The sequence below is a fragment of the Endobacterium panacihumi genome (genome assembly GCF_050847465.1).
Taxonomy (GTDB): Bacteria; Pseudomonadota; Alphaproteobacteria; order Rhizobiales; family Rhizobiaceae; genus Neorhizobium; species Neorhizobium panacihumi.
Genome location: NZ_JBOZRA010000003.1, coordinates 497,732 through 516,153, shown reverse-complemented (window position 1 = coordinate 516,153; position 18,422 = coordinate 497,732). Strand labels below are relative to the sequence as shown.

The 18,422-nt window shown below is 57.7% G+C and carries 24 protein-coding genes; 15 read left to right on the top strand and 9 right to left on the bottom strand.

Annotated features, from left to right (window positions below; all coding sequences use genetic code 11):
* Positions 1–58: 58 nt before the first annotated feature.
* The 4 genes from ACRQ1B_RS18030 to ACRQ1B_RS18015 are packed head-to-tail and all read left to right on the top strand — an operon-like array spanning position 59 to position 4,235.
* Positions 59–670 carry a flavodoxin family protein gene (locus tag ACRQ1B_RS18030; protein ID WP_432295226.1) on the top strand — a complete coding sequence of 204 codons (612 nt, stop codon included), beginning with the start codon at positions 59–61 and terminating at the stop codon, positions 668–670.
* A gap of 45 nt (positions 671–715) precedes the next feature.
* Positions 716–1,615 (top strand): SDR family oxidoreductase, encoded by a 900-nt coding sequence (locus ACRQ1B_RS18025; protein WP_432295224.1) that lies wholly within the window; start codon positions 716–718, stop codon positions 1,613–1,615.
* On the top strand, positions 1,615–3,399 hold the full coding sequence (locus ACRQ1B_RS18020) for a glycoside hydrolase family 15 protein (protein WP_432295223.1): 1,785 nt from the start codon (positions 1,615–1,617) through the stop codon (positions 3,397–3,399). The genes ACRQ1B_RS18025 and ACRQ1B_RS18020 overlap by 1 nt, the downstream gene beginning before the upstream one ends.
* Positions 3,396–4,235, top strand: a complete 840-nt coding sequence (locus tag ACRQ1B_RS18015) for an SMP-30/gluconolactonase/LRE family protein (protein ID WP_432295221.1) — start codon at positions 3,396–3,398, stop codon at positions 4,233–4,235. Before ACRQ1B_RS18020 ends, ACRQ1B_RS18015 begins: the two co-directional genes overlap by 4 nt.
* A gap of 90 nt (positions 4,236–4,325) precedes the next feature.
* On the opposite strand, the gene ACRQ1B_RS18010 is transcribed toward ACRQ1B_RS18015, so the two are convergent.
* Together ACRQ1B_RS18010 and ACRQ1B_RS18005 are read right to left on the bottom strand one after the other, a co-directional pair.
* Positions 4,326–5,192, bottom strand: coding sequence for an SDR family oxidoreductase (locus ACRQ1B_RS18010; protein ID WP_432295220.1), 867 nt, complete (start codon positions 5,190–5,192; stop codon positions 4,326–4,328).
* A gap of 164 nt (positions 5,193–5,356) precedes the next feature.
* Positions 5,357–5,617, bottom strand: a complete 261-nt coding sequence (locus tag ACRQ1B_RS18005; protein WP_432295218.1) for a SemiSWEET family sugar transporter — start codon at positions 5,615–5,617, stop codon at positions 5,357–5,359.
* Between the two features lie 216 nt (positions 5,618–5,833).
* Between ACRQ1B_RS18005 and ACRQ1B_RS18000 the strand changes: the two genes are divergently transcribed.
* From ACRQ1B_RS18000 to ACRQ1B_RS17980, 5 genes are all read left to right on the top strand, one after another.
* Positions 5,834–7,627 carry a YbhB/YbcL family Raf kinase inhibitor-like protein gene (locus tag ACRQ1B_RS18000; RefSeq protein WP_432295216.1) on the top strand — a complete coding sequence of 598 codons (1,794 nt, stop codon included), beginning with the start codon at positions 5,834–5,836 and terminating at the stop codon, positions 7,625–7,627.
* A 57-nt stretch (positions 7,628–7,684) separates the two neighbouring features.
* The gene (locus tag ACRQ1B_RS17995) at positions 7,685–8,770 is read left to right on the top strand and encodes an alpha/beta hydrolase (RefSeq protein ID WP_432295214.1); all 1,086 of its coding nucleotides are present in this window, start codon (positions 7,685–7,687) and stop codon (positions 8,768–8,770) included.
* Positions 8,771–8,791: 21 nt separating this feature from the next.
* Complete coding sequence (locus ACRQ1B_RS17990) at positions 8,792–9,337, top strand: DUF4142 domain-containing protein (protein ID WP_432295212.1); 546 nt, start codon at positions 8,792–8,794, stop codon at positions 9,335–9,337.
* Between the two features lie 835 nt (positions 9,338–10,172).
* The gene (locus tag ACRQ1B_RS17985) at positions 10,173–10,586 is read left to right on the top strand and encodes a response regulator (RefSeq protein ID WP_432295211.1); all 414 of its coding nucleotides are present in this window, start codon (positions 10,173–10,175) and stop codon (positions 10,584–10,586) included.
* 145 nt (positions 10,587–10,731) lie between these two features.
* Positions 10,732–11,079 carry a hypothetical protein gene (locus ACRQ1B_RS17980; RefSeq protein ID WP_432295210.1) on the top strand — a complete coding sequence of 116 codons (348 nt, stop codon included), beginning with the start codon at positions 10,732–10,734 and terminating at the stop codon, positions 11,077–11,079.
* A 67-nt stretch (positions 11,080–11,146) separates the two neighbouring features.
* On the opposite strand, the gene ACRQ1B_RS17975 is transcribed toward ACRQ1B_RS17980, so the two are convergent.
* The 3 genes from ACRQ1B_RS17975 to ACRQ1B_RS17965 are packed head-to-tail and all read right to left on the bottom strand — an operon-like array spanning position 11,147 to position 12,431.
* Positions 11,147–11,494 (bottom strand): DUF3140 domain-containing protein, encoded by a 348-nt coding sequence (locus ACRQ1B_RS17975; protein WP_432295209.1) that lies wholly within the window; start codon positions 11,492–11,494, stop codon positions 11,147–11,149.
* The gene (locus ACRQ1B_RS17970; RefSeq protein ID WP_432295207.1) at positions 11,491–11,955 is read right to left on the bottom strand and encodes a pyridoxamine 5'-phosphate oxidase family protein; all 465 of its coding nucleotides are present in this window, start codon (positions 11,953–11,955) and stop codon (positions 11,491–11,493) included. Before ACRQ1B_RS17970 ends, ACRQ1B_RS17975 begins: the two co-directional genes overlap by 4 nt.
* A gap of 41 nt (positions 11,956–11,996) precedes the next feature.
* Positions 11,997–12,431: a VOC family protein gene (locus ACRQ1B_RS17965; RefSeq protein ID WP_432295205.1), complete on the bottom strand. Its 435-nt coding sequence runs from the start codon at positions 12,429–12,431 to the stop codon at positions 11,997–11,999.
* A gap of 113 nt (positions 12,432–12,544) precedes the next feature.
* On the opposite strand from ACRQ1B_RS17965, the gene ACRQ1B_RS17960 reads away from it, so the two are divergent.
* Positions 12,545–12,694 (top strand): hypothetical protein, encoded by a 150-nt coding sequence (locus tag ACRQ1B_RS17960; protein WP_432295204.1) that lies wholly within the window; start codon positions 12,545–12,547, stop codon positions 12,692–12,694.
* Positions 12,695–12,769: 75 nt separating this feature from the next.
* Here ACRQ1B_RS17960 and ACRQ1B_RS17955 read toward each other — a convergent pair whose 3' ends face one another.
* Both ACRQ1B_RS17955 and ACRQ1B_RS17950 read right to left on the bottom strand, forming a co-directional pair.
* Positions 12,770–13,279: a hydrolase gene (locus ACRQ1B_RS17955; protein ID WP_432295202.1), complete on the bottom strand. Its 510-nt coding sequence runs from the start codon at positions 13,277–13,279 to the stop codon at positions 12,770–12,772.
* A 5-nt stretch (positions 13,280–13,284) separates the two neighbouring features.
* Complete coding sequence (locus ACRQ1B_RS17950; RefSeq protein ID WP_432295201.1) at positions 13,285–13,686, bottom strand: DUF2177 family protein; 402 nt, start codon at positions 13,684–13,686, stop codon at positions 13,285–13,287.
* Between the two features lie 256 nt (positions 13,687–13,942).
* Between ACRQ1B_RS17950 and ACRQ1B_RS17945 the strand changes: the two genes are divergently transcribed.
* From ACRQ1B_RS17945 to ACRQ1B_RS17935, 3 genes are all read left to right on the top strand, one after another.
* Positions 13,943–14,260, top strand: coding sequence for a PepSY domain-containing protein (locus ACRQ1B_RS17945; RefSeq protein WP_432295200.1), 318 nt, complete (start codon positions 13,943–13,945; stop codon positions 14,258–14,260).
* Positions 14,261–14,302: 42 nt separating this feature from the next.
* Positions 14,303–14,914 carry a general stress protein gene (locus ACRQ1B_RS17940; RefSeq protein WP_432295199.1) on the top strand — a complete coding sequence of 204 codons (612 nt, stop codon included), beginning with the start codon at positions 14,303–14,305 and terminating at the stop codon, positions 14,912–14,914.
* Positions 14,915–15,077: 163 nt separating this feature from the next.
* Positions 15,078–15,278: a hypothetical protein gene (locus tag ACRQ1B_RS17935; RefSeq protein WP_432295198.1), complete on the top strand. Its 201-nt coding sequence runs from the start codon at positions 15,078–15,080 to the stop codon at positions 15,276–15,278.
* Between the two features lie 596 nt (positions 15,279–15,874).
* On the opposite strand, the gene ACRQ1B_RS17930 is transcribed toward ACRQ1B_RS17935, so the two are convergent.
* Together ACRQ1B_RS17930 and ACRQ1B_RS17925 are read right to left on the bottom strand one after the other, a co-directional pair.
* Complete coding sequence (locus ACRQ1B_RS17930) at positions 15,875–16,063, bottom strand: RodZ family helix-turn-helix domain-containing protein (RefSeq protein WP_432295197.1); 189 nt, start codon at positions 16,061–16,063, stop codon at positions 15,875–15,877.
* 158 nt (positions 16,064–16,221) lie between these two features.
* The gene (locus ACRQ1B_RS17925; protein WP_432295196.1) at positions 16,222–16,386 is read right to left on the bottom strand and encodes a hypothetical protein; all 165 of its coding nucleotides are present in this window, start codon (positions 16,384–16,386) and stop codon (positions 16,222–16,224) included.
* 190 nt (positions 16,387–16,576) lie between these two features.
* On the opposite strand from ACRQ1B_RS17925, the gene ACRQ1B_RS17920 reads away from it, so the two are divergent.
* On the top strand, positions 16,577–17,173 hold the full coding sequence (locus tag ACRQ1B_RS17920) for an alpha/beta hydrolase (protein WP_432295195.1): 597 nt from the start codon (positions 16,577–16,579) through the stop codon (positions 17,171–17,173).
* Positions 17,174–17,208: 35 nt separating this feature from the next.
* A complete protein-coding gene (locus ACRQ1B_RS17915) occupies positions 17,209–18,078 on the top strand; it encodes a hypothetical protein (protein ID WP_432295310.1) in 870 nt (289 codons plus the stop codon).
* The last annotated feature ends 344 nt before the right edge of the window (positions 18,079–18,422 follow it).

Here is an 18,422-nt window from a genome sequence, read left to right as displayed (position 1 = left end):
AACTTGCCGCGCATTGTAAGGTTACGCATTACACCACAAACATGGAAGGAGCTCTTCGATGGGACTGAAAGCGATTGCGCTCAATGCCACACTGAAGGCGTCTGGAGGCGAGCCGTCGTCGACGGACCGCATGCTTTCGCTGATAGCGGAAGCCATGGCGAAGGACCGCGTCGATACCGAGACCATCCGTCTTGCCGACTTCAACATAAAGCCGGGCGTCACCTCCGACGAAGGGGAGGGAGACGACTGGCCGTCTATTCGGCAGAAGATCCTGGACGCCAACATCCTCATTCTCGGCACACCGGTCTGGCTGGGCCAACCGAGCAGCGTTTCGAAGCGCGCGCTCGAGCGAATGGATGCTTTTCTCGAGGAAACGGACGAGCAGGGCAGGATGGTATCCTACGGCCGGGTCGCGGCCGTCGCCGTCGTCGGTAACGAGGACGGTACCCATCATGTCTCAGCCGAAATCTACCAGGCCTTGAACGATGTCGGTTTTACCATTGCGCCGAACGCTGTGGCCTACTGGGTCGGCGAGGCCATGGGATACACGAATTTTGTCGACCTTGAAAAGGTCCCCGAGGCTGTCACCACTGCCGTGAACATGCTGGCCCGCAACACGGTTCATTTAGCGAAACTGACGGTCAAGAACCCCTATCCTGGCGAAACGTGACATCGCGTCCAACACATCTCATCTTGAAAAAACAGGGAAATCACAATGGCGAATGCCAATCAGTACGATATCCAGAATCCGCTCACCCAATATCCTCAGCCGGAATTCCCAAAACAGCCACAGCCGGTTCCGGGTCTTGCAAGCAAGATGCAGCCGGTCCCCGATCATGGCGAGACGAGTTACAAGGGCTCAGGTCGTCTCAACGGCCGCAAAGCCCTGATTACGGGTGGGGACTCCGGCATCGGCAGGGCGGCTGCGATCGCATTCGCCCGAGAAGGCGCTGATGTAGCGATCAGCTATCTTCCGGAAGAGCAGTCGGATGCCGATGAAGTCGTCAAGCTGGTGGAAGCCGAAGGACGAAAAGCCGTCGCTATCCCCGGTGATCTCAAAAGCGAAGAATTCTGCAAGACTCTGGTCGAAACGGCGCACCGCGAATTGGGCGGTCTCGATCTGGTTGCCAATGTCGCAGGCCGGCAGAAGTCTGTCGAGAGCATTGCAGAGCTGACCACTGAACAGTTCGACGAGACGTTCAAGACCAATGTTTACGCACTTTTCTGGGTCTGCAAGGCAGCGCTGCCTCTTCTCCCGGAGGGCGCGACGATCATCAACACCTCTTCCATCCAGGCGTATGAGCCGTCGGCGAGCCTGCTTGACTACGCGCCAACCAAGTCTTCAATCGTCGCGTTCAGCAAGGCGCTGTCGAAGCAGGTGATTAAAAAAGGCGTTCGAGTCAACGTTGTCGCGCCCGGTCCGGTCTGGACACCGCTACAGACATCCGGTGGGCAGCCGCAGGACGCGATCGTCAAATTCGGAAGCCAGGTACCGATGAAACGCCCGGGCCAGCCGGCTGAATGTGCGCCGCTCTACGTCTTTCTGGCCTCACAGGAATCCAGCTATATAACCGGCGAGGTATTCGGCGTCACCGGTGGCAACACGCTGCCCTGATGCTGTTTTCTCTCACACCAGAACGCTTGGGCGGCTTTCTGCCGCTCGAGCATTACGCAGCTATCGGCGAAGGCCGCTCGGTTGCGCTCATTGGAGCGGACGGCTCAATCGACTGGTGGTGCGCACCTGATATGGACTCGCCTCCGCTGTTCAACCGGATGCATGACCCTGACGGCGGACGCTTCTCGCTCACCCCGACGACCCCGTTCAGGATCGAGCGGCAGTATCGTGAAGACAGCAACGTCCTCGAGACGACATTTATCACTGCAAACGGTCGGGCCCGCGTGACAGAATCCTTGAACAGCGGCGCCGGGGGACGCTTGCCCTGGTGCGAACTTGCTCGCCGCATCGAGGGGCTTTCCGGCACGGTCGAGTTTGACATCGTGATCAACCCGATATGCTCCCAGGGCAAGGTACGTCGGGTCAATCATCCAAACGCTGCCATTCGCTATATCGGCGATCTCACCACAACATTTTGCCATCCGGACGCCGTTTCCGTCGTTGTGGATGAGGATCACACCACCGCGGCCCGATACCGTGCGGAAGCCGACAGCCGGATCTGCATTGCCTATCTTGTTGCCGACAAGGCGCCCCTCGCGATACCGGAACTATCGGAGATCGACGCGAGGATCGATTTCAGTGACGGGGAGTGGCGGCGCTGGGCAGACAAGCTTTCCTATGATGGCCCATTTCGCGATGACTTGGTGCGTTGCGCGCTGTCTCTCAAGTTCCTTCTCTATTCGAAAACCGGCGCGATCGCAGCGGCCGCCACGTCAGGACTGCCTGAGCGATTGGGCGGGGACAAGAATTATGACTATCGCTTCGCGTGGATTCGCGATGCCGCCTACACCATTAAGGCGCTTCTTCGTGCCGGTGGGCTGTCGGAAGCGATTGCTGCGTTTGGCTGGCTTGTGCGGACGATCGATGAGGATGGTCCGACACCGTCGGTGGTCTATACGCTCGACGGCGGGGAGGTCCCCGATGAAGAGATCATCGACGTTCCAGGTTACAAGGGATCGACGCCCGTGCGGCGGGGCAACCGCGCCAAGCGACAGGTCCAGCTTAGCTGCTATGGAGATGTTCTGGAGACGGCGTCGCTGTTTGCCGACAAGGGGCATGTTCTTGATCCGAGAACAAGCCGCCTGCTAGAGCGGCTGGCGGATCAGGTCGTCGATCGCTGGCAGGAGAAGGATGCCGGCATCTGGGAGCTGGAGGATCAGCAACACTACACATTCTCGAAAATCGGATGCTGGCTGGCGCTCGATCGGGCGGCTCATCTCGCCCGCGAGGGACATATCGACGGAAATGCATCTCGATGGGAGGCAGAGTGTGATCGGGTGTTGGCCTGGATCGACGCCAACTGCTGGTCCGAAGAGCGTCAGGCATATACCTTCTACGCCGGAACTGAAAAGCTGGATGCCTCGCTGCTCCTGACGACACGCTTTGGTTTTGAGCATGATGATCGGCTCAGGCTCACGCGCAATGCGATTGAAACTGAGCTCGCCGTCGGCCCGCTGGTCTATCGCTACAGCGAAGCCGCCGAAGAGGAGGGCACATTCGTTGCCTGCGCTTGCTGGCTCGTCGAAGCCTACGCCTTCCTTGGCGAGGTCGACCGCGCCGAGGACATGCTGAAGTCGCTGTTGGAAAAACTCGGCAACAATTTCGGCATCCTGTCCGAGGAAATGGATGCCGAAACAGGCGAGGCGCTAGGCAATCTCCCCCAGGGCCTCAGTCACCTTGCCCTTCTTCACGCGATTTACGCATTACAGGAGAACCGATCATGACCGATGTAAAAGTTCTCGACGCTTCCCTGCTCCCGGATCAACTCGGCGAGGGCGTGTTTTGGGACGGCGATGCCGGCGCCCTTTACTGGGTGGATATCGAGCGACAGGTCATCCATCGCTACCATGTTGCGACCACTGCGCATCACTGCTGGAAAGCGTCAAAGCAGGTGAGTTTCGCCTACCCACATGACGGTCATCTCATGCTGTGCCTGGCGAACGGCGTTCATCGTTTCGATCCGCAGACCGCAATCGAGACCCCGGTCGCCGTCCTCAACCTGCCAAGCGATCACCGCCTTAATGACGGAAAGCTCGATCCATTTGGACGGCTGTGGGTCGGCACGATCAACACGAGTGAGGATCCTGCCGAGACTGCCGCACTTTACGTCTTGAGAGGTGACGTTCTGGAAGAGGTCGAGAGTGGATATGTTAACGCCAACGGGAAAGCGTGGAGCCCTGATGGAAGGGTAATGTACCACGCGGATACGGACCGCGGCACGATCTGGCAATACGATTATGATGGTGAGACCGGCACGGCTTCCGGTAAACGCGTTCTGGTCAAGTTTCAGGAAGGAAGTCCCGACGGGCTATGCACCGACGAGGACGGGAACATCATCGCTGCCATGTACGGCGGCGGTTGCCTCAAGGTTTTTTCCTTCCGAGGTGATGAAAAAGCGCAAATCGACCTGCCGGTATCAAATCCGACAAGTTGTGTTCTCGTTGGTTCCAATCTGTACATCACAACGGCCTACGACGGACTGACGGAAGATGAGCGTAAGCAGGAGCCACACGCAGGGCGATTGTTCGTCACGCGCTACTCTCCGCCGAACGATGGATAAGTCGAAAAGTCGGGTGCAGCATTTCTGCTCCAGCCTGCGAACCGTCATTGCTGACAGAGGTTCGCCGCTGGAGCGCGAGGTCAACAAGCCTTAAATCATGATTTCGCCGCCGGTTACCGGGATGACCGCCCCAGTCATGTAGCTACCCAAATTGGAAGCAAGAAGGACATATGCCCCTGCAAGTTCAGCGGGCTGACCAGCACGCCCGATCAGCGTCTGCTCTCCGAACTTCGCCGCCTTTTCCGCCGGCATCGTCGAGGGAATGAGCGGTGTCCAGATCGGTCCAGGCGCTACGGCATTAACGCGGATCCCCTTTTCAGCGACCATTTCCGCCAATCCAGCCGTGAAATTCGAAACAGCACCCTTCGTCGAGGCGTAGGCGAGAAGCTGCGGTGACGGCTGTCTCGACTGGATCGAAGTGGTGTTAATGATCGAACTGCCGGGTTTCATGTGCGGGATAGCCGCCTTTGACAGAAAGAACGGCGCATATATGTTTGTGCGAAACGTCTCGTCCCACTCCTCGGCTGTGATATCGGCGATGTCGGCATAGGTCCGCTGGAATGCTGCGTTGTTCACCAGAATATCGACGCCACCAAGTTCGCTCACAGCGCGCTCCACGATATCGATGCAGTGATCTTCTGACTTGATATCGCCAGCGACCAAGAGGGCGCGTCGCCCTGCCTTTCCCACCCAGCTCGCCGTGTCTTCGGCATCGTCGTGCTCATCAAGGTAAGAAAGCAGAACATCCGCTCCTTCCCTTGCAAAGGCGATCGCGACTGCACGTCCAATGCCGGAATCAGCGCCTGTGATAATCGCGACTTTTCCATCGAGCTTGCCATCGCCGCGATAGGTATGCTCACCATGATCAGGGACGGGCGTCATCGCATCGGTCTTCCCGGGCGGTTGCTGTTGCTGCTCAGGATAGGGTGGCTTCGGATAGTTTGTCTGATCGTTCATTATTCTCTCCTCGCTTCTCACAGACTGGTAACCGCTCAAACGCATCGACGGTTCCTCAGGAAGCGTCGCAAGTGTTGCAGCGTGTCGCACGGAGCCCGTGGCGTTTCAGCGAAGAGCGAGATGTGTGGCTGTCATGCTTGCTAACAGGACTGCGGTCAGAGGCGTCACTCAAGGTGCGACTTCAGTTTTCTGTAAAGGATGTACCCTGCAAGAAAGAAACACGCAGAGTTGGTAAGGATGATGGGCCATTCGTGTCGAAGGATCCCGAATGTCGACCACAAGGCAAAGCCGATCACCGTCACCGTGTACATGCGCGCTGAAATTGCTGCGGTATCGTCGGATCTGACCACCTTCATCACCTGTGGGATGAAACTCGTCACCGAACACACCGAAGCCAGATAACCGATGATCAGGACGAAATCCATTCTCGACTCTTTCTTTGTGCAGGGGATAGGTTAAACCGGCCCTTCTTTCCTAAGTTCCCAAAATCAAAGCCAGCTGGCACTCGCGACCGTGTCTCGCCAAACAGGATAACGTGGAACCACCGTCTCCGATGGTTGATCGCAGATTTAAAATAATCCCTTGAGGAACAAATCCAACTTCGGGCTGTTGCAGCCTCAACGGAGTGGAGGATTTCTCGGATGACGATTAGGTTTCTTGGCGTCGCATCGATCGCGGCGGCTTTACTTTCGTGCGGCGTTGCTTTCGCCCAACAGGGTGACGGCACTGAAGTCCGGATCACGACGAATGTATTCAAGCCGAACAAAGTGGCGCCGACCAGCGATCGGATCGGTCAACTCAAGCTTCCGGAAGGCTTTTCCATCGAGCCATTCGCTCAAGGGCTCGGAAATAGTCGCATCATCGCTGTTTCCGACAAGGGCTACGTCTATGTCAGCCGGCGCGAGGAGGGCGATGTCCTCCTTCTGAAAGATGAGGATGGTGACGGAAAAGCTGACACAGCCCCCGTTCAGGTGGCGGCGCGAGCCCAGGCCCATGGCCTGGCGATCAAGGATGACAAGCTGTATCTCGTGACGGTCAAAGAGGTTTTCGTCGCCGACATCAGGGGTGACGGTACGCTTGGTCCGCTTGAGATGATCATCGGCGACCTTCCAGACTCTGGCCAGCATCCAAACCGGGTCATGGCCTTCGGTCCTGATGGGATGCTGTACATCAGTGTCGGATCGACCTGTAACGCTTGTAACGAAAGCAATGCGGAGAATGCCACGGTGTTGCGAGCAACGCCGGATGGGAAAAGCCGCACCATCTTTGCGTCAGGGTTGCGCAACACGATTGGTTTTGACTGGCACCCAGCAACCGGAGAACTCTGGGGCCTTGACCACGGGATCGACCTTTTGGGCGATGACGTCCAGCCCGAGGAGCTCAATCGGCTTGAGCAGGGTAAACAATATGGCTGGCCGCACGTCTTCGGTTCCGGGGACATCTACCCTCAGTCCACCCCCGTCGGCGGGCTGACGAAGGAGCAGTGGCGCGATCAGAGCGAGCCGATGGTGATCGGTTATACGGCCCACGCTGCACCGATGCAGCTCAAATTCTATACCGGATCGTCGTTTCCGGCCGAATATGCCGGCGATGCGTTTGCCACGATGCGCGGATCATGGAACCGAAACCCGGCCTCGGGCTACGAGATCGTTCGGCTTCGTTTTGAAAAGGGTCAGCCCAAGACGATCGAACCGTTTCTCACCGGCTTCCTGACCGATGGCGGCAAAACCCATTTCGCGCGCCCGGTTGGCTTGGCGGTTGCCAAGGATGGCGCGCTCTTGATGGCCGACGACGCCAACGGCGTAATCTACCGGATTTCCTATTCCGGGAATGCGCAAAAATCCGCCTTCGCAAAGGGTGCGCCTGCCAACGTCATGGAGGCACAGGCAACGAAGGGTGTCGGCGTTCCGCTGGCGCTTGATCGATCTGAGACCGATGGCCAAGGCAAAATCACGGTGCAGTCGGAAGCCTTCGACACCGGTGCTTCCATTCCGCTGCAACACAGCGAATACGCCGACGGCGTGTCTCCTGCCATTCGTTGGAGTGCTGTACCTGGGGCCGCCTCCTACGCAATTATCATGGAGGATCCAGATTCCTCACCGATCAAGCCATTCGTTCACTGGCTTGCCTGGAACATTCCCGGCACGGTGACCAGCCTGCCAGAGGGTCTGCAGGAGCAGTTGCGACTGGTCGAGCCAGAAGGCGTGCTTCAGGGACGCAATAGCTCCGGTACTCATGGCTATTTCGGGCCCAAGCCACCCGTCGGCGACAAGGCGCACCGTTACCATTTCCAGGTGCTCGCCCTCGATTCGGTGCTTGATATCCCGCCAACCTCGGATCGGGACGCGTTGCTTGCAGCCATTGCCGGCCACGTGATTGGCAAGGGGGAACTGGTGGGTCTGTACCAGCAGAAAACCGAACCGCCGAAGCAGTGACGCCAAATCATCCCGCTTAAATCTGAGGAATATAAAATGCGTATATTGAACTCACCCTTGGCCGCCGGCGGTCTTGCGCTTCTCCTGCTGTCGTCGTCCGCTACTATCACGTCGGCGCAACAGCCGGCTCCATCGCAACCCGCGACATCGGTGCCGCAGTCCGGCGAACAACAGCCCGGTAAACCCGATGCGCAGATGCAGTCAGTCCTTGATGCCCTGAAAGCCCTCCAGGCCAAACCCTTCGCCACCCTGGACGTGCCTGACGCGCGCATCCAGGCAAGTGCTGCCGACGCGGCGCGGACCGTGCAACGGGATAGGAAGATCTCACCATTCCCTGAAGCAAAGGTCGCGACGAAAGACATCGCCATACCGAGCCCGGCTGGCGCATTGCCCGCTCGCGTTTACATTCCCGAGGGCAAGGGGCCTTTCCCGGTCATTCTGTATTTCCATGGCGGCGGCTGGGTGGTGGGGGATATCAACACATACGATGCCACGCCGCGGGCGCTCGCTCTCGGATCCAAGGCGATCGTTGTCTCCGCTGACTATCATCACGCACCGGAAAGCAAATTTCCCGCGCAGCATAACGATGCCTGGTCAGCCTACATCTGGACTGTCGAGAACATCCACACAGTCAATGGCGATTCCAAGCGGATTGCCGTTGCTGGCGAAAGCGCCGGAGCCAATCTTGCGGCGAACGTCGCGCTGATGGCAAAAGAGAAAAAAACGATGATGCCAGTCCATCAGCTTCTCGTCTATCCGATCGCCGGCAATGACATGAACACCGCTTCCTACCGTGAAAATGCCAACGCCGCGCCGTTGGGCAAGGCCGACATGGAGTGGTTTGTCTCATATGTCTTCAAATCGAAAGACGAGACGGCCGATCCCCGCATCAATCTTGTCGGCCGATCGGATCTAGGGGGCCTACCTTCGGCAACCGTGGTGACTGCGCAGATCGATCCACTTCGGTCCGAGGGACAAGCGTATGCCGAGAAAATGAAGGCGGCAGGCGTAACGGTCAACCTCATCAACGTTGAAGGCGTAACCCATGAATTTTTCGGCATGGGCAAAGTGATCGACAAGGCGAAGGCCACCGTCGATGCGGCAAACGCCGATCTCGCCAACGCATTTGCGGCCGCGAAGTAACCCTGGCTGAGGACACATCCGATGAAAATCACCCTTTATACACTTGTAACTGCGTCACTCGCGTTCGCCTGCCAGCCGGCGCTTGCTGAAGCCATGAAACCAAAACCTCCAGGCGACGCCGCTCCCATGATGGTGATGGACCGCGCGACCTTTGTCAGGGTCGTGCCCAGCGCAAATGAGTTCGAGATCAAGTCCAGCGAACTGGCGCTTGAAAAGGCTGAGGCGTCGGATCTGAAGGACGCCGCGAAAATGATCATCGCCGACCACAAAAAGGCGGGCGAGAAGCTGCAGGCAGTGCTCAAGGAAAAAGGCGTTGACCTCGCCGAGCCGGGGGACCTGTCGCCAAAGCATCGAAAGATGTTGGAGCAGCTCCAGGCAGCGAGCGGCAAGGACTTTGATACCCTCTACCTTGATATGCAAGCCCAGGCACACATGGAGGCGATCAGCATTTTCCGCACCTTTGCCGGATCTGGCGACGATCAGTCGGTCGTCGGTTTCGCAAAAGAGACACTGCCAAGCCTCGAAACGCACATGGCCCATGTCGAAATGCTTATCTCGGCGCGTTAAGTCGTGTGAGTGCGCACCGGTCCGCCAAACTGTTTCCGATCAGGGTCCTTCATCTCGCCGATCAGGCAGCCCAGCGGAAGGAGAGTTTACGTTCTCGGAATATGCTGAACCGGTCGGAAAACTCGCCTGATCGCTTCAGACGCGCGATGACCAGATCGGCTGGCGTCCTCAATCCGCCAGCCGAAAAGCTAGGCTTCGGCGCGCAAACGGGCGTCGGATTGACGGTCCACAATCAGCGCTTTGCACCGGGCCAATCTTGATCACTAGCTGTGATGACTTTGTTTGCTGGCATTCAGGTGCTGATCGTGGGAGGCACCGTGCTTGCCGGATGACGACAACTTGCCCGCCGCGCACGCTTGCTTGGAGCTGGCAGCAGATTTGCTTTCGCCCGCGTTCTCGCGGCTCTCACGCCCTGCCTTGACATGCTGTTCGTGCGTCCAGCCATGGTTGGCCGATATAAGACGTGTATCTCTTTAGATTTCAAAGATTCCAAAAATGGATATGTCCCGTGCCGGCGGCTTTCGACATTTGGAACGATGCAACAACCGCAGCGTTGCCTCGTTGGTAGTGACATCCTGAGGAAATTCCGTTGAGTGACAAATTACCGCCGCCATCGTCGGGACGGCACAGAAGGGCCATGGCTTTTCTGTTCGTGCTTTGCCTTGGCTTGTGCGCGTTGGTATTCCTCGGGCAGTGGTGGATGACCGAGCCGAGCGGGACGGTAGATGGCCGCTCAAGCGTCGTTGATCCTCCGTGATAGACGGTTTTGATCACCCATCGCTCGCGATGGAAACGCACCTCGAGTGCCCTATGTTTTCCGTAGGGGGGCCAACACATGAAAATTCTTATCGTTGAAGACGAACTGCTCATTGCACTAGAACTTGAACGCATCGTCGCTGAAGCTGGCCACACGGTCATCGGGCCCGTGGCAACTCTGGAGCAGGCTTTAGCCTATGCCGCGCAGTCAGAGCTTGTGCTGCTGGACGTGAGGCTTGCGGACGGCAACACGGGCGGTGCGATCGGCCGCCGGTTGATGGACCGATTGGGTCTCAAAGTGATTTTCGTAACCGCAAACCCGGCCAGTATTGGCTATGGCCTTGAAGGTGCGAGCGATGTGATCATGAAACCCTTCACCGACAGTGACATCATCTCAGCGATCGGTCGTGTGCTGGCAGACGGGCGACCAAATTGTTTGGGCTCAAGCGAAACCAAGGACCCCACGAGCGCTTTGTCAGCAACCAGCCGTTAGTCCTTGTTCGAATACATTACCCTCGAGAATTGGATCGCCTAAAACCACACTCACGGCCCGATGCGGCGGCTCTCGGCCGCCACTTCTGGCCTTGCATGGTCATTCTCGAAGTACACCACATCTGAACGCGAAACCAAGGTTTCCCATGAAAGATATTACTGATCGCAATTTCGAAATCGCGGCTGCGCGCCATTTAGGGGAGCCGTTGGATTCATTGGCGCTGAAACACGGACTTCATATTAATTCGGTCAGCCGCATAGCTCAGGAAAATGCCGTTCTGGTGACGCGTCGAAACAACCGTCGGATCCCGCAGGGCTTAACAGTTCGGGCGGCCGTTGCCCTCGAAGACGCCCTCGGTCTTTGGCCCACCGAAAAGAACCGTAGACAGATTGCTGCGCGCTTTGAAGGCATTTTGAGGAATCCAGTGCGTCGAGCAGTGTTATCAGAGATTAAAGACTGGCTACGTGCTCCACCAGTCAAGCCTCCAGCCTGACAATTTAATTGTGAAAAGCATCGTCTCGTCGCCTGCGTGTCGACGTCTGAAATAGGGCTTGGCTGTGTCAGTCCTTGAGGGGGTCGTGGCCCCAGTTCATAAGCGCGTGCCGCCATGTAGAGCCCTCGACGTCTTTTCTGGGACCTCCCTGCGCAAGATGGCGATGGACATAGCCGACCACTTTACGCATGTGGGCATAGTCGTCGTCGGTCAAGGCGGTTTTCGACTTGTTTTTGATCTCGACGATCCTGCGACCTGAATGATGTCCCACCGTTTCGCCGCCACCATCTCCTGACCATCCAGCAGACTTGCTCTCGTCGGTTTTCAACCACTTCTCAAGTTTCGCCGGGGACATGTTCACGGCCTTACCGAAGTCGTCCCAGATCTGGTCTTTGTCGAGCGCTTTGCCACTCATACGGCACCTCCCGCGACGGCATCGACTGCAGTGCGCTCGATGCGACCGTTTTCCTCGCCGTCCCAGTACTCGATCGACCGAGCCGACACCTTGATCAGAACGATGCCTGGGGTGTCGATTCCCTCGGGAAACCAGCGCTCCAGATCCTTTACCCAATGTGCTTCAAACTGGCTCTTGTCACGGATTAGGTCGGCTTCTCCATCGACCGCGATAAAGATGCCCGGCTTGCCAAGGAGGCTGGGCGGAGCGGTGAAGGTCAGGGTGACACCGATGTCGCGATTGATGTCTCGGACCTTCTTTGTGTCTTCGTAAGAAAAGAACCAGGAGTCACCGTCATAGTCGACGTCCCCGTTATTGCTCATCGGGCGACTGACGATGCCCTCGAGACTGTTGGTATTAAACATGCAGAAATCGATCTTGCCGAGCTTCTTGGAGAGCTCTTCCATCGTCATGGTGGTCATTCGAATCCTCCTTATCGGTCATGATCAGAGAACAACTGGCGTCACTCAACGTTCCCCACGACATCTTTCGTGTATGAACTGATCTCGATGAGGCTGCCGTCGGGATCGCGGCAGTAGACCGACGTGAGCCTGCCGCGAGCGCCGTCGCGTGCAACTGGACCAATAATCACTCGAACACCGCACGCCTTCAAATTGGCAACGATATCATTCGGCGAGGCTTCGGTCAGGAAGCATAGGTCGTCGCTTCCTGCTGCCTCATGGTCAGCGGTGAACCATTCGTTTTTGCTCAACGAAACGGGTCGAAGGTTGATGCGCTGCGTTCCGAACAGCATGGCTGTTCTAGGATGCTCAGGATCCGTGTCGTATTCCAGCCGATCCATTCCCAGAACGCGACTGTACCATGCGGCTGATCGTTCGACATCAGTGACGTTCACGACAATGTGGTCGATACCCTGAACCTTGAACGCTGAATTCATCTGCGATCTTTCCCTTCTTTGCCATTGGCCATTTGCATTGGGCGGCCGGGAGCCATAGCGTGTGTGCCATGCGCGGAAGATTACCAGCAGATGTCGCACTTCGCCCGGACGACTTGGCAAAACTCGAAAGAGTGTTTGCGCAAGTCATCCCGGAGCACGACACACATCCGGACGAGTTGGCCATGCTGCTTATCCGCCTCTTTCAGGATGGCATCAACGACGAGCGTGAGTTGCTTGCCGCCGCTGAGAAGTGGTTCCGGTAATATTGATCACCCTAACGTCGCGAAGTTGCATGATCCCACGCAGTTGCCCCGAGAACTGCACGAGGAAAGTCCATCTCAAGCGCTCAGGTCCCGAGGTTTTCGGGATGTGATGATTTCCGCCACGCGCATTGGCTTCAATCCACGCGCATCGACACCGACATCGAACTGTCGAGGAACTGGTTTGAGCCTCCCGTGCGAGTGTCCGTGCAGGTTGATCGACCCTTTGCCCATCTGGTTCCAAGTCCGGAATGCGTAATGACAAAGGATAAGATGGTGACCTTCGTCATGAAGTTCTGCGTAGTGCTGGACGCTGGCCCATCCGCTTGCGCAAGTGGTCGTTTGCGGATCGTTATTGCCGATGACAAGGTGTTTGCGGCCGTTGAGCTTACCCAGTAGTTCTTCACAGTCTCCCGCTCTGGCCGACCTGAAGTCGCCCAGGTGCCATACGTCATCATCGTGATCGACCGCCGCGTTCCAGTTCGCGATGAGTGCAGCATCGTGCTCGGATACGGTTCCAAAGGGTCGGCGGTCGATCCGAAGGACACGGGGATCTCCGAAATGTGTGTCGGCAGTATAGAAATTCATGCCGATTAGCCGAATTGACGCACCGCTGCATAACCGCAAGCACCCGCAGTGGCGGTGAGGACAGTCCCCCACACCATGTCAACAATGCTGAGGCCTGCTGGCCAGCCTTTGAGGGTCGACAAATTCGTCATGTCATACGTTCCGTAGGCGGCAAGTCCGAGAAGCGCGCCATATCCTACGGTCGTCCAGAGCGATTCCGCTCCCAGGCCTGGGCGCACCGCGAGAACAACGATTGCGGCTGCGAAGAACAGGTAGAATATAGCGGCGACCGCGAAATTTGGAGAAGGTAACATCAGGTCACCAAGTTGGTCTCGGTAGAAGCTCTTGGCGATCAAACCTAGCCAGATTGCGTCGATCAATAGAAATGAGAGCAGCGTTCCAGCGTAGGCGATACCAAATGTTTTCATAGGGGGAGCGATCCTCGTTGGGCTTTTGTCTGATGTCCGACTGAACACCGGAGTGTCTGCGTTGTTCCCAATTGCGGAGAATCGAGATTCTAAAGTGGCGCCGCGTTCTCAGTAGTAGGGGCGAAATAAACGGCGGCCCAATCAGTGGCCAGCTCGGTGGCGACGACCCCAAATGCATCTCGGGAGCGGAACAAAATCAATCATAGGAGGTTCTCCCTCCGCATTCGAACCGGGTGCAGGAATTTGGAGTAAGACCATGAAAAAGATTGCTTTTGGCGTTGCGGCCGCACTTCTTTCCGCAACTGCCGCCTTCGCTCAGAGCGAAGCCCCGAAGACCTCGCAGACGACACCTGCGGTATCGACTTCAGGCGAACAGAACCCGGGCGCACCCGTGGCTGGCAAGAACAGCTTCACCGAAGCCCAGGCGAAATCCCGCATCGAAGAAGCCGGCTACACCGATGTATCGGGTCTCAAGCTCGACGATCAGGGTGTCTGGCGCGGGATGGGCAGCAAGGATGGAAAGCACGGCAACGTCGCGCTCGACTTCCAGGGCAACATCACGATGGCTCAGTAAGCCAGCTTCGAACAACAAAAACAAAACGACGAGGAAATCCCCATGCGTACGATTACAGGTCTCTACGATTCCTACGACGATGCCCGTGATGCCGTGAAGGCTCTCGAAGATGCGGGCGTTCCGTCCGATCACATCAGCATCATCTCGAACAAGGATGGTAAGGAAGATATCGAAGGGCAGGGTAACGACGCTGCCGAAGGCGCCGGCACTGGCGCTGGTATCGGCGCGGTCGCTGGCGGCGCGGGCGGTCTCCTGACAGGCCTTGGCATCATGGCGATCCCCGGCGTAGGCCCTGTCGTGGCCGCAGGCTGGCTTGCCGCCACCGCTGTTGGCGCGGTTGCCGGCGCCGTTGCTGGCGGAGCTGTCGGCGGCATTGTCGGTGCGATGATCGAATCCGGTGTGAAGGAAGAAGACGCTCACGTTTATGCTGAAGGTGTTCGCCGCGGCGGCGCGGTTGTTGCCGCCAAGGTGGAGGAAGACAAGATTGCTGCTTCCGAGGCTATCCTTCGCAGCACCCGCTCGGTCGACCTGACTGCTCGTCGCCAGGCCTACACCACAGAAGGCTGGTCGCGTTTCGACGATGCCGCTGATCCTTACACAGCCGATCAGATCGCAGCCGAGCGTGGCCGCTACCGTAACGACCCGCGCGTTTAACACGGGCTGACGTCGCGAAGCTTGAGGGCCACTCGAAAGAGTGGCCTTTTTGCATCTAAGGTCTATGGAATTCATCGGCACGGCAGTTGATTGCTCGAAGAACCGGAACATTGTGAGTCCCGTTCTGTTTGCTTTTCAGTCGTCCCAGAAAGAGGAGTACCTGATGAAGCGCGCTATCGTCGAAGTTTTGGTCACCAGCGCCGACGGAGATCGTATTCCTGTTGGCCTCATGAACACTGAGCAGGCCCTGTCCCTTCCACCTGAAATCGACATCGAAGTCTCCCATCCCGCTCATCAGGCTGGCAGCACCGATATCTTCATGGACAGGGCAGCGCTTCAGGATCATGTCGACATCACACCTTGAAGGACGATCAGTCTAGGACCAGCCAACTCCGATTGAGACCGAGATCTGAAGAACAATGATCGGCCCCTTCGCCGCTGGGAAGTGCGCCCAGCGAATGCTCTTTCGACGGTTGGGCCTATGAACCAATTTCGACGTCGGCTGACCAAATCGATTAGCCCACATGCACCCATCGAGGGAACGTAGAGAATTGTCGCCAGATATCCCTTGAACATCCACGAGTTCTCGAACTCCTGCAAGGGTGGCGTTGCCAAAAATTCTAGTCGCCCAGGGTACCGATCTTGCGCTTACGCGGATGCTCACCATCTGAAGTGCATCCTCCATTGGAGCCCGAGATGGACGACCTGACCGACACGACCTATCCAGACGACTTGATCGAAATTCTTCCGCCTGAGCCGCGCGCCGACCGACTGGATCTGCGTGCCTGCCTCTGTTGCTGCCTACCGTGCAATGCTTCCGCCATAGATGAGGACGGATGCGGCATCTGCGACGAGTGCCTGGCGCCGTAGAACGGCATCACCTCTGAGACGGGCGCCACACACCGATTGCCTTTGATAGCGCGTCCCGGTCGCGGCACCAGCTTGTGCGGACCAGCCGGATTATTTGAGAACGCCCTCGATGCGCCCGACGTGATTTGCCGAGCCACGGCCTTCCTCGGTCGCAGTGATCTCTTCCACTGTCAGGCCTGTCGCGATCGCAAGGTCGTCGAGGCTGTAGCCCTTGGCGAGGCGGCGGGAGGTGATGCTGCCATGAGCGTCTGTATGTTTGGGATTGGAAATGTGATCCATATTGGAATCCTTGGTTGGTGGTCGTGAACTCGCAAGGAAAGGGCTGGTTCCGTACGATGCTGGACTAATCTGGCGAGCCCCGTGCCGGCTGCGAGCCGGAGTGCCCAAAGCTTGGCACTTTTCTCTTCGCGGTGACGGCGTCCCTCCTCGGCCGCCTCCTAGGCCACCTTGTTCGTATGCTCGAATGCTGCCGCGCGTTCTTCCACGGTCAGAGTCCTGCGGATCCTGCTTACCATGAGGCCATCTTCGTCGTTGTTGAGGGTTTTTTCATAAGTGGTTGGCGAGACGGTCGCTTTCAACGGCGACACCGCGATGGCAGACATCCTGCCCGTGCATGGCTACGCCCTTGTGTCCAGCGTATGCAAGCACCATCTAATCCATGCCGCCCCGCAATCAGCGCAGCCTCCGTAGCGACCTCTCCGTCGCGCGTCGATGTTCGTGCGCGGGGTTTGAGGGCGCTCCCGCAAACGGTCGAGCGCCCTCGGCTTGTCTTCCGTCAACCGCAGGATCGGCATGTCAGCTCGGGATAGTCTAATCATCTTCTTCCACGGAATAGGTGCTTCCGGGGCGCAGTTGATGCCGCTCGCCACTTCCTGGCGTACAGCACTCCCGAATAGTCGCTTTTCTGCCCCGGATGCTCCATTCACGCATTGGCGGGGACATCAGTGGTTCCGTATCGACGGCAATCCCCTCGCGACCGAGAACATCCAATCGGCGCGCCAGGGGTTCGACCGAACCGTCTCCGACATCATTCGTCGCGAAGGGTTCAGGGCCAGGCTTGATCGTGTGGCATTCGTTGGGGTCTCACAGGGTGCCATTGTCTCGCTCGATGGCGTCGCTTCCGGTCGCTGGCAGGTTGGCGCGCTCGTCTCGTTCGCGGGCCTTCTTCCGCCGATGGAAGTTTCATCGAAGAGCATCGAGACGCCTGTCCTTCTGGTGCATGGGAAGGACGATCGGACGATACCTTCCATGGCATCGACAATGGCCGCAAGCCAGCTAGAAGCGGCAGGCTTTAATGTCGAAATCGATATCCTCCCAGCAGTCGGGCACACGATCTCATCGGGCGGTGCGCAGAGAGCGCTTCACTTCCTGCAAAAGTCACTCTCATGATGGAAACCGCCGTGACTGCCGGGCGTTTCCTATTAATGCAGAAAGAAGCCGCCAAAGACGAGCGTTCCCGAGGGGAACCAGAAACGGTCTCATTCCAGTTCGACCGGATGACCGTGGCTCGTTTCCGCGAGACGTTTCCCCGCGCGCGCTGGAGCGATGCCCTTCAGGCTTGGACCGTGCCTGGAACCACTGCCCGTCGCCGCATTGATCGATGGCTGGAGACCGAAGCCGCGCGGAGGCGTCCCTTCGAGGAGGAGCGAGGTCGCGATGCCTACGAGTTCGAGCCCATTCTCAGCCCATATTTATCCGTCTACGACCGGGGTTTCAGGATCAGCACGCCTTATTCGAGGACTGTCGTTGACGAGTTGAGGCAGATCCCATTCGCGCGATGGAATGGCGATGAGAAGGTTTGGGAGGTTCCGTATGCTTCCTATGACGAGCTGCAGCAGCGATGGGAGACTATCGAAGAAGCCGCGAAACGAAACGAGCCGGAAGAGCGGCGCAAGCGCGCTGAGGCGCGGAAGGGGACTGCGGAGGAAGCGCAAGCGAAGCGTCGATCCCTGGAACGCCGCAAGAAACGGCTTCCCGTGCCGAGCAAGGACCTTCCGCCGCCTGATCGTCCTGTCGCAACCATTCAGTACGGGATCGTTGTCTTCTCCGAAGTGACGGGCGAACTCGTGGATATCGAGGAGATCGGCGAGTTTTATCGCCACGCGGACGAAGAGCATGTCTGGGCAAGCTGGCGTGCGCCAACCGTCGATGAGCTCATCCACACGTGGCCTGCTCGGGAGGAGCCGGGTGATCGCGAACTCGGCCGGGGCTGGTGGCGGCCAAGTCTTGAAGAACTTCGGGCGGCTCGACGAATAGCGAAAGGCCGTCGACGTGGTGTTGTCCGTGTCGAGTAAATCTCTGGCTCCAAGAGCGTTATGGGGGCAGCGTCGATTGCCTTGCGAAAGTGTAGCAGGATCCGCTGATTGTCACCCATCGTTTATATACGGTAGACGGCTTCGCTTCGACGTCAGATCAAATTTCCGGCGATGCCAAAAAGCTGCCATGAAAGGTTAAGCAATGTATCGGCGATGGCAGCATAAAGTACACGGTGCCGCGCAGGAAGCGACAGGTAACGTAAGGCAGCCAAGGGTGACCGCCTAAGGTGGACGAAGCTCGTGCCTCAAAAGTCAGGAATTGTTTCAATCTTAGCGTGAGCTGGCTATGGAACCAAGCCGCTAGCCGCTCGTTCAGGCGGCAT